Origin of the sequence: Amycolatopsis magusensis (assembly GCF_017875555.1) — a bacterium.
Classification (GTDB): Bacteria; Actinomycetota; Actinomycetes; order Mycobacteriales; family Pseudonocardiaceae; genus Amycolatopsis; species Amycolatopsis magusensis.
Map to the genome: position 1 here is coordinate 4,736,088 of NZ_JAGGMS010000001.1, position 13,406 is coordinate 4,749,493.

Annotated in this window: 10 protein-coding genes; 5 read left to right on the forward strand and 5 right to left on the reverse strand. The window is 72.4% G+C overall.

Features of this window, described 5'->3' with window-relative positions:
* Positions 1-2 precede the first annotated feature (2 nt).
* The 3 genes from JOM49_RS21225 to JOM49_RS43770 are packed head-to-tail and all read left to right on the forward strand — an operon-like array spanning position 3 to position 4,029.
* The gene (locus JOM49_RS21225; protein WP_209666006.1) at positions 3-1,952 is read left to right on the forward strand and encodes a putative baseplate assembly protein; all 1,950 of its coding nucleotides are present in this window, start codon (positions 3-5) and stop codon (positions 1,950-1,952) included.
* Positions 1,949-2,491 carry a phage tail protein gene (locus tag JOM49_RS21230; RefSeq protein WP_209666007.1) on the forward strand — a complete coding sequence of 181 codons (543 nt, stop codon included), beginning with the start codon at positions 1,949-1,951 and terminating at the stop codon, positions 2,489-2,491. Before JOM49_RS21225 ends, JOM49_RS21230 begins: the two co-directional genes overlap by 4 nt.
* A complete protein-coding gene (locus JOM49_RS43770; protein WP_209666008.1) occupies positions 2,488-4,029 on the forward strand; it encodes a zinc ribbon domain-containing protein in 1,542 nt (513 codons plus the stop codon). The genes JOM49_RS21230 and JOM49_RS43770 overlap by 4 nt, the downstream gene beginning before the upstream one ends.
* Position 4,030: 1 nt before the next feature.
* Here JOM49_RS43770 and JOM49_RS21240 read toward each other — a convergent pair whose 3' ends face one another.
* A complete protein-coding gene (locus JOM49_RS21240) occupies positions 4,031-6,733 on the reverse strand; it encodes an AfsR/SARP family transcriptional regulator (protein WP_209666009.1) in 2,703 nt (900 codons plus the stop codon).
* Between the two features lie 175 nt (positions 6,734-6,908).
* Here JOM49_RS21240 and JOM49_RS21245 point away from each other — a divergent pair, with 175 nt between their 5' ends.
* Together JOM49_RS21245 and JOM49_RS21250 are read left to right on the forward strand one after the other, a co-directional pair.
* Positions 6,909-8,171, forward strand: a complete 1,263-nt coding sequence (locus JOM49_RS21245; protein WP_209666010.1) for a COG1470 family protein — start codon at positions 6,909-6,911, stop codon at positions 8,169-8,171.
* A gap of 79 nt (positions 8,172-8,250) precedes the next feature.
* Entirely contained in the window at positions 8,251-8,889 is a 639-nt protein-coding gene (locus tag JOM49_RS21250) for a helix-turn-helix transcriptional regulator (protein WP_209666011.1), read from the forward strand.
* 25 nt (positions 8,890-8,914) lie between these two features.
* Here JOM49_RS21250 and JOM49_RS21255 read toward each other — a convergent pair whose 3' ends face one another.
* The 4 genes from JOM49_RS21255 to JOM49_RS21270 all read right to left on the reverse strand — a co-directional run bounded on the left by JOM49_RS21255 (position 8,915) and on the right by JOM49_RS21270 (position 13,347).
* The gene (locus JOM49_RS21255) at positions 8,915-9,718 is read right to left on the reverse strand and encodes a hypothetical protein (RefSeq protein ID WP_209666012.1); all 804 of its coding nucleotides are present in this window, start codon (positions 9,716-9,718) and stop codon (positions 8,915-8,917) included.
* A 262-nt stretch (positions 9,719-9,980) separates the two neighbouring features.
* Positions 9,981-10,634: a hypothetical protein gene (locus JOM49_RS21260; RefSeq protein ID WP_209666013.1), complete on the reverse strand. Its 654-nt coding sequence runs from the start codon at positions 10,632-10,634 to the stop codon at positions 9,981-9,983.
* Complete coding sequence (locus JOM49_RS21265; protein ID WP_209666014.1) at positions 10,631-10,963, reverse strand: hypothetical protein; 333 nt, start codon at positions 10,961-10,963, stop codon at positions 10,631-10,633. Before JOM49_RS21265 ends, JOM49_RS21260 begins: the two co-directional genes overlap by 4 nt.
* On the reverse strand, positions 10,960-13,347 hold the full coding sequence (locus tag JOM49_RS21270; RefSeq protein WP_209666015.1) for a glycoside hydrolase domain-containing protein: 2,388 nt from the start codon (positions 13,345-13,347) through the stop codon (positions 10,960-10,962). Before JOM49_RS21270 ends, JOM49_RS21265 begins: the two co-directional genes overlap by 4 nt.
* Between the last annotated feature and the right edge of the window lie 59 nt (positions 13,348-13,406).

Here is a 13,406-nt window from a genome sequence, read left to right on the forward strand (position 1 = left end):
CCGTGCTGCCCGCCCCCGAACTCGACGACCGCCGGTTCCAGGAGTTCGTCGACGACGCCAAGCGCTACATCCAGCGCCGCTGTCCGGAGTGGACCGACCACAACGTCTCCGACCCGGGGGTGACCCTGGTCGAGGTGTTCGCGTTCATGGCCGAGCAGATCTGCTACCGGCTCAACCGGGTCCCGGACCGGCTCTACGTCAAGTTCCTGGACCTGCTGGGCCTGCGGATGCTGCCGCCCACCCCGGCCACGGTGCCGGTGACCTTCTGGCTGTCCACCCCCGCCCGCGCGCCGCTGGTCATCCGCGGCGGCACCAAGGTGGCCACCACCCGCACCGAGAGCGACGAATCGGTGGTCTTCACCACCCAGGCCGACCTGGCCGTGGTGCCCAGCCGGATCGTCGCCGTGCGGCGGCTCACCGGGCGCGGGGTCGCCAGTGAGAACCAGACCACGGCGTTCGAACTGGGGGAGTCCTTCCCCCTGTTCGACGACCCCCCGCACGTGGAGGACGCGCTGCTGATCGGCCTCGCCGAGCCGGTGCCCGGGTGCGCGGTCCGGCTCGACTTCGACGGCGAGACCGAGGGCGTTGGCGTCAACCCGAAGCACCCGCCACTGGCGTGGGAGGCGTGGACCGGCGAGGACTGGGCGGAGTGCACGGTCACCACCGACGAGACCGGCGGGTTCAACCGGTCCGGGCGCATCGTGGTGCACCTGCCTGCCGGGCACGAGGCCAGCATGATCGACGAACAGCGCGCGGGCTGGCTGCGCGTGCGGGTGGTCGAACCACTGCCGGGCCAGCCCCCGTACAGCGCCTCCCCGGTGCTGCACAGCCTGGTCGCGGGCACCGTGGGCGCCACGACCGGGGCCGTCCACGCGCGCATCGTCGAGTTCGAGGAGCTGGGCGAGTCCGAGGGGGTGCCGGGGCAGCGGTTCCAGCTCGCGGCGGCCCCCGTGCTCGGCGGCTCGTACCAGGCCGAGTTGGAGGTGGCCACGGATACGGGCTGGCAGTCGTGGAAGCAGGTGGACACCTTCGCCGGCAGCGGCCCCGACGATCCGCACTTCGTCCTGGACGGGGTGGCCGGGCAGGTCGAGTTCGGGCCGGCGGTGCGCACCGAGGACCGTTCGCTGCGCCAGTACGGGGCGGTGCCGCCGTTCGGCGCCCAGGTGCGGGTGCGCCGCTACCACTGCGGTGGCGGGGTGCGCGGCAACGTCGCCCGCAACGCGGTGGACACGCTGAAGAGTTCCATCCCGTTCGTCTCGGGCGTGGTCAACCTGCGCCCGGCGCAGGGCGGGGTCGACGGGGAGACGCTGGCCGAGGCCAAGGCCCGCGGCCCGATCATGCTGCGCACCCGCAGCCGGGCGGTCACCGCCGAGGACTACGAGGCCATCGCCCGTGAAGCCGCGCCCGAGGTGGCCCGCATCCACTGCCTCACCGCGGGCGAGGACGACGTGGCGCACGGCGCGGTGAAGGTGCTCGTGGTCCCGGCCGCCGCGCAGCAGGACCACCGCATCCCGTTCGCCGACCTGGTGCCGGCCGAGGCGACCCTGCACCGCATCGCCGACCGCCTCGACGACGTGCGCCTGGTCGGCACCCGGGTGCTGGTCGAACCGCCGCGCTACCGCGGGGTCACCGTGGTGGCCCGGCTGGTGGCCCGCACGCGGCTCGACCCGGAGGAGATCCGGCTGCGGGCGCTCGAAACGCTCTACGCCTACCTGAACCCGCTCACCGGCGGCGAGCAGGGCACCGGCTGGGCCTTCGGCAGGCGCGTCGGCCACGGGGAGATTTTCGCGCGGCTGCAAGGGGTTCGCGGGGTCGACGTGGTGGAGGACGTCCGCGTCTACGGCGCCAACCCGGTGACGGGGGAGCGCGGCGCCGAGGTGACCCGGCTCTCGGTCGGCGCGGGCGGGCTCGCCTTCTCGTTCGACCACCAGGTCCGGGTGGAGCGGTCGTGACCGTCTCGGTCCCGGGCCCGCCGCTGCCCTCGCCCTACCCGCTGATCGACCACCTGCCCGCGGTGTTCGCCGAGGACCGGTTCGCCCAGCGCTTCACCGCCGCCTTCGACGACGTGCTGGCCACGCTGATCAGCCCGATCGACTGCGTCGGCGCCTACCTCGACCCGCTGCTGGCCCCGCCGGACTTCGTGCGCTGGCTGGCCGACTGGTTCGGCGTGCTGCTGGACGAGAGCTGGCCGGAGTCGGCGCAGCGCGCGGTGGTCGCCGAAGCCGTGGACCTGTTCCGGATGCGCGGCACCATGGCGGGCCTGCGACGGCACCTGGCCGTGGTGGTCGACGGCGAGGTCACCATCAGCGAGAGCGGGGGCACCTCGGTGTCCACCCGGCCGCGGCCCGACCCGCCGGCCGACGTCGAGCACTGGGTGCGGGTGACGGTGCGGCCGCGGGTTCCCGGCGCGTTGTCCGAGGCGGCGGTCGAGGCCGTCATCCGGGCCGCGAAACCGGTCCACATCACGCACAGCCTGGAGGTCGTCCCGTGATCGCGTGCACGATGTGCGGCAACCACAACGACGAGTCCGCCGCGTTCTGCGGGGACTGCGGCCGGTTCCTGGAGTGGAACGGGGAGAAGCTGACCCCGCCGCCGGAGGTGGTGGTCGTGGTGGAGGAGCCGCCGCCCCCGCCGCCGGAGGAACGCCGGTCCTGGTGGCGCCGCGTCCGGGACAAGGTCGCCTCCTGGTTCCCGGACCGCACCTACGTCGAGCCCCGCACCGGGGCCACCGCCGTGAGCGCGTGGGCGGGCGAGTCCACCCCGCCCCCCGATCCCGCTCCGCCGGAGGAAACTCCCCCGGCCGGGCAACTGCCTCCGCCGCCCCCACCGCCTCCGCCGCCGGGCGGGAAGCTGCCCCCGCCTCCGCCACCACCCCCACCGCCGGGCGGGAAGCCGCCACCGCCACCGCCACCGCCTCCGCCCCCACCTCCGCCGCCGGGCGGCCAGGCCCCGCCCCCGCCGCCACCACCCCCGCCGGGTGGTGGGGCACCTCCGCCGCCACCTCCGCCCCCAGCGGCTGCGGCACCACCCCCACCCCCGCCACCGCCGGGAGGCGCGCCCCCGCCGCCCCCGCCGCCTCCCGCGCCCGGCGGCGCGACGGCGGTGGCCGCACCGGAGGCCCCGCCCCGGTCGGATCCCGAACTGGTGGCGGCGCTGGCCGCACCCGTCAGCGGGACCGCGTACAACCGGCTGGACGAGGAACCGCCGGAGCTCCGGCCCGCGCCCGCGATCAAGAAGACCCGCGCGGTGGTGCGCACCAAGCCCAGCCGCCGGCTCGAGCCAGGTGACCTGGTCTGCGCCACCTGCGGTGAGGGCAACGCCCCCACGCGCAACTTCTGCAGCCGCTGCGGTGAGGACCTCGCCGACGCCGGGGTGGTGCGGGAGAAGTGGTGGCGCAAGCTCTTCCGCCGCCGCAAGCAGCACGCGGCGGGCACGCGGCCGGGGCAGAAGGGCACCGGCGAGCACCGCCGGTGGCTGGCCACGCTCTCGTTCCGCCGGCTCAAAGCCATCGCGCTGGTGCTGGCCGTGCTGGTCACCCTGGCGTTCGCGGTCTACCCGCCGTTGCGCGCCACCGTGCGGGACAACGCCGTCGCGCTCTACCGGAAGGTGGTGCCGCGCCTGGAACCGGTGCGCCCGATCACCGCTACCTCGGCACACGGCCTGCCCGAGCACGAGTCCGTGAAGGCGTGGGACACCTACAACAACACCTACTGGGCGGCCCCGATGTCGGGCGGCCCGCCGAAGATCACCTTCACCTTCGGCGACAGCTTCCTGATGCGCAACATCATCCTGCACGCGGGCGCCGAGGGTTCCTTCGTGGCCAACGGCAGGCCGTCCATCCTCAAACTCACCTACAACACCGGCCGCACGGAGAACGTACTGCCGTCGGACACCTCCCGGCAGCAGACGCTGGAGCTGAAGAACACCACGCTCGTCACCTCGATCACCGTCGAGGTGATCGACGTCTACCGCGGTTCGGACAACCCCACGGTGGCGATCAGCGAGCTGGAGTTCTTCGCGCTCAAGTGACTCAGCTTTCGGCGACCAGGTCCCGGTAGGCCCGCTCGGCACGCAGCGCGGCGGCCCGGTTGCCGGTGCGGGTCCTGGCTTCGGCGAGCAGGGCCCACAGCCGGTGGTCGAGTTCGTCCACCACCACCCCGCGTTCGCACACCGCCTCGGCCTCGGTGGTGTCGCCACGGGCGAGCGCGGCCCGCGCCAGTGCCACCGCCACGCCGGCGGCTTCACCCCGCAGCGCCTCGCGCCGTGCCAGCAACCATTCGGCCGGGCCGTCCTCGGCCAGCAGTTCACCCCGGTAGAGGTCGAGCACCCGGTGCCCCACCGCCGGTTCGCGGGTGGCGCGCCACCGGTGCAGCGCCTCGGCGAAATCGTCCACGTCGACCACGCTGTCCGGCGGCAACCGCAGCACGTAGGCGTTGCCGAGGCGGACGACGCCGTGGGGCGGGTCGAGGTGCGCGCGGAGCGTGGTGCGCAGGCTGGAGACCGCCACCCGCAGCCGGTGCTTGGCGCGCTCGACCGGCGCGTCCGGCCAGAGCGCGGTCACCAGCCGCTCGTCGTGCAGCGGCTGGCCGTGGTGCACCGAGAGCATCCGCAGCACCCGCCGGGGTTGCGGGCGCAGGCCGTCGAGGTCGATTTCGGTACCCGCCACGGAAAAGGAGAACCGGACGAAGCAGCGCACGGCCACCGGCGGCGGCTCGGCGACGACCGGCGGCACCAGGACGAGTTCGGCTTCGGGCGGGGTGGGTCTTCGGCGCTCCCGGATCAGCCGCTCACCGCGCTGGACCGCGTGCGCCAGCCCGGTTTCGGCCACCGCCGCCGTCAGCGCCCGCACCTGGTCGTCCACCGGGAGGCCACGGCGGCGCAGTTCGTCGACGAGCAGCAACCGCACCCAGGTTTCGGGCACGCGGGCGGAAAGGTCCTGTGCCCGCCGCAGCAGGGAAAGCAGCGGGTCGACCACGTCGTGGCCCGCGTGCAGCTCGCCGACGCAGTGGAACCAGCCGGCGAGCAAGGCACCCCAGCGATCCCCGATCTCGGCGCAGGTCGCCTGCACCGCGGCGGCGTCGGCGCAGCGCTCCGGGTCCACAACCGCCGCTCCCGCCCGCGCCACCCGCCCCAGCCACAACCAGCCCGCGGCCTCGCAGTCGGCGGCGATCCGGGTGAACTGCGCGGCGGTGCCCTCGCGCCGGTGCGCCCCCTGCACCACGGCCACCAGCACCCGGGCGGCCAGCGCGGGGAAACCGTCGCCGTCGAGCAGTGCGGAAGCCGTCTCGACGGCCTGGCCGGGGCGCCCGTCGAGCAGGGCGGCCACCGCGCGGCCCAGTGTCCACTCAGGACTGGAAATGGGGGACGACAGGGCCAGCAACCGGGCCGGGTGCGCGCGCACCGCGGCGGCGAGGTGGCCGTGGACGTCGTCGACGAGCGGCTCGGCGGGCAGGTCCAGCCAGTTGGCGAGGCCGGACTGCTCCCGCGCGCACTGCCAGCGCAGGCGGGAATCGGGCAGCCGCGCGCCGGCGCGCGCGTACCGCTCGTGCGCCCCGGCGAGCCTGCCGTCGGCACGCAACCGGCGGGCGTCCGCGAGCGCCACCCACGGGTCGTCCCCGATCAGCACGGGCATCGCCGCGTTGGCGATCAGCGCCCCGGCGTGCGCGCCGAAGCGCCGCGGCACCGCCGCGGCGGCCACCCAGTCGCCCGATCTGGCGTGGCAGCGGTGGGCTTCGGCCCAGTGCCCGGCGTCGGCCAGGTGCGTGGCCGCCGAGGCGTAGGCGCGGCGGGTCAGGTGCGGGCCGAGCCGTTCGGCCAGCCGCTGTTCCAGGTGCTGCTGGAGCAGGAGGTGGAACCGGTGCGCGCCACCGCCGTCGGCGATGCGCGTGGTCAGCGCGTGCCGGGCGGACAGCTCGGTGAGCACCGCGCCGCTGTCGGCGCGGTCGAGCGCGGTGTCGCAGAGCGGCCCGTCCAGCACGCCCAGGGGTGCCGCCGCCAAGGCGAACTCCCGCAGTTCCGCGGGCAGCGGGTCGAGCACCTCCCGGCTGAGGAACTGCCCGAGCCGGGGGGAGTGGGCCAGCGGCGCGGTGAACGCGACGGCCCGCTGCGCGGCGGGCAGGCCCTGGGTGTCCAGGTGCAGCAGGCGCAGCGCCATCGGCAGCCCCTCCACCCGCGCGCACAGCGCCGCGGCGGCCTCGGGGTGCAGGGGAGTGCGGTAGACCTCGCCGAACAACCGCTCCACTTCCCAGGTGCGCCACCGCAGGTCGTCCTGGTCGAGTTGCAGCACCGCGCCGTCCAGGCCGGCCACCCGGTCGTCGCGGGTGGCGACCACGAAACGCAGCCGGGGCGGCGCTTCCGCCAGCACCCTGGCCAGCGCCGCCGCTCCCGGCGTGCCCTTCAGCCGGTGCGCGTCGTCGAGCAGCAACAACACCTCGTCCGCCGGTTCGTCCAGCGCGTCGAGCAGGTCGTCCACGCACGCGGGACCGGACCGGCCGAGCGCACGGGCCAGTTGCCGCACCAAACCCGTTTCGGTGACCGCGGACCCGTCGAACCCGCAGCCGCGCGTGGTGAGCCCGGCTTCCGCCGCCAGTTGGCGCAGCACCACGGACTTCCCCGCCCCGGCGGGGCCCAGCACCACCCGGAGCCGCGCCCCGGCGGCATCCGCCAATTTGGTCAGCGGGACATCCCGACGGAGCAACCCGGTCAGCCGGTTGGGGGAAGCAGACAGCAGCACAACGGCAGTGTCGGTAGTGATCGACAGCCTGTCATGGGGCAAATCGCCCACCGGTGACATTCGCCGTGTGCATGTCGCACACCGCCGTGGTTGCCCCTGCGGGCAGCCGCACGCGGCCGGCGGGCTGTCCGTGCGCGGGCTCCCGGCGCGGGGAGCACCCGCGACGATGGTGAGCATGGCCGTCAGTGCGCTGCTCCGCACCACCGGGGTCACCGTGGCGCCCGGGGGAGCCGGGCGCTGCCACGTGCTGATCCGCAACAACTCCGCCGTGGTCGACCAGTTCGCCTTCACCGTGCGCGGCGGCACCGCGGCCTGGACGCAGGTGAAACCGGCCAAGGTGAACCTGATGCCCAACCAGGAGGTCAGCGTCGAGCTGACCTTCTCCCCGCAGCGCAGCGCCGAGGTGCTCGCCGGGGACCACCCGTTCGCGCTGCAGGTCTCCTCGCGCGAGGACCCGCACGGGTCGGTGGTGCAGGAGGGCGTGGTCACCGTCGAGCGGTTCACCGAGGTGACCGCGGAGGTGGTGCCGGTCACCTCGACCGGGCGGCGGCTCGGCAAGCACACGCTGGCCGTGGACAACCTGGGCAACCACGAGCACCCGGTGGAGGTGACCGTCGCCGATCCGGACGCCAGGCTGACCTTCCGGGTCCGCCCGCACGCGCCCCGCCTGCGCCCGGGCTCGGCCACCTTCGTCCGGGTGAAGGCCAAGCCGCGCAAGTACTTCTGGAAGGGACCGGAGCGGTCGCTGCCGTTCGTGGTCAAGGTGCTGGTGCCGGAGCAGGAGCCGGTGGAGGTGGAGGCCGCGCTCGAGCAGCTGCCCCTGGTGCCGCGGCGGTTCTTCTGGCTGTTCTCCATCCTGCTGGCGCTGCTCATCCTGGTGGCGGTGTTCGTGATGACGCTGCTGCGCCAGCAACCGGTGTCCATCGCGGGCCCGGCACCCAGCACGAGCGCTTCCGCGCCGCCGAGCAGTTCGGCCGGCGCGCCGCCCTCCAGCAGCGCGGCGCCGTCTTCGCCGGGCTCGGCCACGGCCGCCGCGGTCCCGCCGGCGGTGGTGAACGGCGGCGGCAGCACCCGGACCCCGGCTCCCGGCGGGGCGGCGGTGGTCAACTCCACGTTCACCGTCTCCGCCGCGGCGGCGCCCGGGGTGGCGGGCGTGCAGCTGTTCTCCTACGTGGTGCCGGAAGGCACGCGCCAGCGGCTGCTCTCGGTCCGGCTCACCGGCCCGGCGACCGATTCCGGACGCGTCGAGGTCCGCCACGGCAACACCGTGTTGGCGGTGTACAACCTGGCCGACCTTCAGGGCCAGGGGCAGCTGCTCAACCCTGAGCAATCTCCTTTGCTGGCTTCAGGTGACACCGTTTCCCTGGCGGTCGAGTGCACGAACGCGACCGAGCCGTGCACCCCCCAGGCGGTAGCATCGACGGCGCTGGTGCCCTGAGCCCCGCGTTGATCCGGCGTTGAGCGCGGCTGCGCAGACTGGCGGCAACGTTCACCGCACAGCTGTCGAAGGGCACGCCATGCCGGAGAGACTCCCCGTTCACGTCACCGCGACCGACCCGATCCTGGAGACCGGGGTGGCCGCCCAGTTGCGCGCCCGTCCGGAGCTGGTTCTGCTCCCCGTGCCGGGCCCCGCGCTCGAGGTCGATCCGTCGGCGGTGTGCGTGGTGGTCAGCGACGTGGCCGACGACGCCGCCCTGCGGCTGGTCCGCGAACTCCGCGGGCGGGGCCTGCGGCAGGTGGTGATGGTGCTGGCGGTGATCGACGACGGCGCCCTGCTGTCCGCGGTGGAGGTGGGTGTGTGCGGCCTGGTGCTGCGCGCGGAAGCGACCCCGGAGCGACTGGTCGAATCGGTCCGCCACGCCGCGGCGATGGGCGGGGTGCTCTCGCCCCGTTTGCTGGGTCGTCTGCTGGATCAGGTGAACCGCCTGCAGAACCAGGTCCTGGCGCCCCGGGGGTTGCGGTTCTCCGGCCTCTCCGACCGCGAGGCAGCGGTGCTGCGCATGATCGCCCAGGGCATGGAAGTGCGGGAGATAGCCGCACGACTGTGCTATTCCGAGCGCACCATAAAGAACACCGTGCACGACGTGGTCAGCCGTTTCCAGTTGCGCAACCGAACCCACGCCGTCGCCTTCGCCATGCGGGAAGGCATGATCTGAGGAGGTCGCTGGCGTTCGGCCAGGATTACTTGGGGAGGAAGACCGCAGCCGCGGCGATCAATGGTCCGAGCACCGGGATCGCCGCCTGCAGTTCGCTGAGCAGCGTCCGATCGACGCCGATCACCTGTTCCAGCTTCATCCGCTGCTCGGCGCGGTCGACCAGCTCGGCGCGGTCGGCGGGTGGCTCGGCGAACATCGCGGCGACGAGCTGCTCGCCGCGCCTGCGGATCGCGGCGGCCGCCGGGGCGTAGAACACGCCGACTGTCGCCGATCCGCCACCACCGAACACGAGCACCAGCTCGCGCGGCGCGTTCTTGGCCATCAGGATCCCGGCGCCGAGCGCGAGGGTGGACAGCGCCACCAGCGCACCCAGTCCGGATGCCAGTCGCTGCAACCGGCGGCGCAGCCCGACCAGTTCCACCACGGACGCTTCGAGCCCCGCCAGGTCGGTGGTCCGCGGCTGCGTCCTCGCGAGGTGGCGCACGCCGAACATCGCGGCACCGGCACAGGCGCCACCGGAGATCGCGAGCAATACCAGTAGGTCACCACGCCAGCCGTGGCCCGGCTGTGCCGCGACCAGTTCGGCGGTGGTGATCACCACCAAAGCCCCGGCGAAGACGACCGCGGTGGGCAGTACCGTCGATCGGCGCGACAGTGGCCGGATCGCCGCCAGCTCACGCCACTGCGCCAGGCCGTGCAGCGCCACCAGCCCGGCCGAGCCGCACAGGGTCACCGCGAGGGCCGCCCACACCTGCCACAGCGGGTTCGCGCGGACGTTCGAGCTGAGCGCGATCAGCAACCCGGCGACGCCGAGGAGCACTGTCAGCACACCGCCCCAAACCCGTGATCTGGCCACGGCGCAGTGTCCCAGGAACCGGACCAAAAGCAGAAGAGTGACCTCGGCGGGCCCACTGGGGACAACACCGATTCCGCGACCCCGTGCGAGGCTCCGACCACATCAGCCTCGGCAATCAGTCGATCAGCAACCGCCGTACGAGCCATGGGTGGCTCACCGCAACGGGCGCCGCGCTCGTGGGCGACCGAGAGCCGGCCGCGAAGATCCTGCCCGACATGGACAGCGAGCCGTGAGGTCAGCTGGTCGGGCCGTGTAGTCGGTACTTCTGGGCGGCTTCGAGCCGGTCGGGAGCGAAGGCGTCTATCGCGCCCAGGGTCGCCTGTCCGCCGCGGATTCGCTGGGCCGCGGCCTGGAGCACGGGGTGGCCGGGCGCGCAGGCGAGCTGGAAATGCGACTCCATCGGCGTTTGCTCGTCGCCGCCCCAGGAGACGGCTCCGCCGAGTTCGGCGAGAATGTCCCGGACGACGGTCTCTTCCCACGGATAGAGCCCGCCTCGCGCGCCGAGGGGGTAGCAGACGGTGCGGATGGCGATCGCGGTTCCGGACAGGTAGTTCGATTCGTAGGGCTGGGTGACCGGACGGTCGGGCGCGAAGCCGACCAGGTCCCCGTCTCGCAAGGAGTCGATCTCGTAGTGGAACCGGCGGGCGACGTGCGCCAGGATCGTCGCCGCGTCGCCTTCGGCCAGTGCGACCGTGTGGTTGCTGCCCTCGATGGCGAACACGCCGGCCCGGGTCAGGATCGGCCAGCCGTTCGCGGAGACCGGGCCGGACCACCCGCCCGCGGCGACGGCGGTGGGGACGGCGGCGAAACCGGCGAATCCGGCGAGTCCGGTGAAGGCGGCGGCCGAACCGAGGAACAGCCGGCGGCTGAACGGTCTGGGCATGGTCATCGGGAATTCCTTCTCGCGTGGGTGATCGCTGCGACGGCCCCGGCGAGGCACACCACCGCGGCGACGGCGAAGAGCACCAGACCCGGATTGACCCAGCCGGGCACCAGGTCGTAGTCGGCGTTGCACCTGTTGTGCATGGGGAAGAACTGGCCCGGTTCCTGCCAGTTCCGGGCGCGGTAGGCCTGGTCGAGCGGCTGTCCCGCGGCCGCGCAGGTTTCGTCGATGTCCTTGCCGCCCGACCACATCCCGGTGAAGGCGGTGACTGCGAAGCCCAGCAGGGCGAGCCCGCCCAGGCCGAGCCAGGCGGGTGGGCGGAGCCGGGTGCTCACCGGGCCGCTCGCTGCTGGGCTTCGCGCAGGTAGGTGTCGTGGTTGGCCTTGTACTGCTTGGCCATCCGCGACTCCATGCCGGTGCGGGCCAGCAGGGTGTCGGCGAAGCCCTGTTCGAACCGCTGGAGGTCCTCGAAGCCCAGCGTCCTGGGCGGGGCGTGGATGCCGATCAGCCCGAGCTGTGCCAGCACCACCTTGGGATCGTCCGCGGCGGTGAGGATGTTGTGCGCCAGGAAGTTGCAGTCCTCGGCGTTGGTGAACCGCTGCTGGTAGTAGTGGGTGAACCGGCGCAGCGCGCCGCCGCCGTTGTACTGGTCGCGGACCGCGGTGACGATGTCGGTGCCCGCCGCCACCCGGCGGGCGATCAGGTAGCCGTCGGCGTCCTCGATCAGGTCGGCGAAGCCGAAGCTGGTGGTGACGTCGGGCTTGGCCAGCTTCTCGTCGCAGAAGGTGTGCCCGTTCGGGTAGGTGTCCACCGCGTCACGCCAGTCGGCGTAGAAGGTGAGCAGGTCACCGCCCCAGCCCGCGATGTCACCCGCGTTCACCCGCTTGGAGTTGTCCGGCTGCGGGTAGACGAGGTGGCCGTTGGCCGTGGCCATCATGTGCTCGGTGCCGAGGGTGTACCCGGTGACCGGGTCCACGAACTCGGTCATCACGGTGAGGCCCTGGGCGTTGGCGTAGTTGACGAAGTCCTCGTCGACGCCGCCGATCAGGCCCTTCCACTTCCAGTCGTTGTAGGCCCGGTGCCGGATGTACTCCATGACCAACCGGCTCCGGTCGCCCTTGCCGTACGAGCCGGCGCAGTCGTAGAGCCGTTGCACGTAGCCGATGAACGCGTCCGCGGGGCCGGTCGGATCGCTGACGCTGCCCTGTCCGGGGTCGCCGCCCTGGTTCCGGGCCACGTCGCGGTCCAGGTCGAACACGTCCGCCCCGTTGGTGACGGTGAACTCCTTGATCTGGTTGAACGACCAGTTCGCCGGCAGCGGGAAACCGAGGTTGCCGGAAAAGCCCCACGACATCCCGGAAACGAACGAATGCCGCGCGTAGGTGCGGTTGGTGATGTTGGCGCAGACGTTGCGGGAGCCGTACACCCCGTGCACGTACTTCTTGCCCCGGTAGGCCAGCCCGGCCTGCACGCCGTGGAAGTAGGGCACGATGGCCGAATCGATCTGCTCCTGCGTGGCGTCGTAGTCCACCGCGAAGTAGATCACCGTGCCGCGGTTGAAGCCGTAGCCGGCGGCGAGCTGGTGTGCGTTGAGGGCGTGCTGATAGCCCTGGGAATAGGTGAAGTCGGCGAGCTGCCGGGCGTTGTCCTGGTAGATCGGGTACACCCGCATCCCGGCGCCGAAGATCGTCTGCAGCTCTCCCGGCTTGATCTCCTTGTCCAAAGTGGACCCAGGCGGATCGTAGAGGTAGCGGCCGACCACTTTGTACCCGTTGGTCTTCAGCCACTGGGCCCGGGAAGCGGTGATCTCGAACCGGGTGTCGCAGCCGTGCGCCGGCCGGTCGGCGTCCCCCATGGACACCAGCAGTTGCGCCCAGGTTTCGTAGGTGCCCCGCCCGTTCACGGTGAGCTGGGAGAATTCCTGGAACTTGGTGACGTAGGTGCCCAGTGCGTCGTCGTAGGTGGATTTCTGGGTGGTGCGCACGTCCCCGATCGGCACCGGTTCGTTGAACACGCAGGCCGCGGAGAACAGTTCGACGAAGATGCCGGAGCTGCCCGGCCCGACCGTGCGGGTCTTCAGCCCGGCTTGGGTGCTGGGGCCGAAGTTGCCGTTGGGCTGGCTGATCCCGAGTTCGTACTGCAGCCCGATCATCAGCGACTTCTGCACGTCCCGCGAGTAGTGCCCGTCGCAGGGCCCGATGGTGTAGGCGTCGCGCTGCCAGTAGCGCCCGTTCAGCCACTGCTGGATGCCGCGGACCTTCTCGGATCCGGTGCCGATGACCACGTAGGCGTCCATGTTGAGCACACAGCGGAAGAGCTGGGGCGTGACCTGCCCGCCCGCGGTGCCGGTGCCGCCATCCGGCAGGCCCATGTTGACCCGCATGTTCTTGACGGCCTCGGTGGTCACCGCGCCGTATTCGCCGTAGCCGTTGGCGCCGTGGTAGCCCTTGCAGAACAGGCCGTGCTGGATGATCCGCACGATGTTGCTGTTGCGGTTCCAGCCGAAGCCGATGTCGCCCAGTTCCTTGACCTTGGCCATCGTGCCCGGGCCGAAGGAGGCCACCACCGGGGAGATGCCCAGTTCGTGCTGCAGGCCCATGGTCAGTGCGTACATCGTGGACCAGCCGGTGCGCCCGTTCTCCGGGCAAGGCTGGTAGCCCGCCACCGAGCCGTAGGTGGCGTTCACCCATTTCTGGGCATCAAGGACTCGCTCGTCCATACCGCTTGAATCCCCCTGAGTTCGACGCCCGTCATCGTGACGCGGCGGCCCCGAGTCGA

Excerpts from the sequence above, each read along its gene's own strand:
- JOM49_RS21250 (WP_209666011.1), top strand. The coding sequence starts at position 8,251 with ATGCCGGAGAGACTCCCCGTTCACGTCACCGCGACCGACCCGATCCTG.
- JOM49_RS21270 (WP_209666015.1), bottom strand. The coding sequence starts at position 13,347 with ATGGACGAGCGAGTCCTTGATGCCCAGAAATGGGTGAACGCCACCTAC.
- JOM49_RS21260 (WP_209666013.1), bottom strand. The coding sequence starts at position 10,634 with ATGACCATGCCCAGACCGTTCAGCCGCCGGCTGTTCCTCGGTTCGGCC.
- JOM49_RS21245 (WP_209666010.1), top strand. The coding sequence starts at position 6,909 with ATGGCCGTCAGTGCGCTGCTCCGCACCACCGGGGTCACCGTGGCGCCC.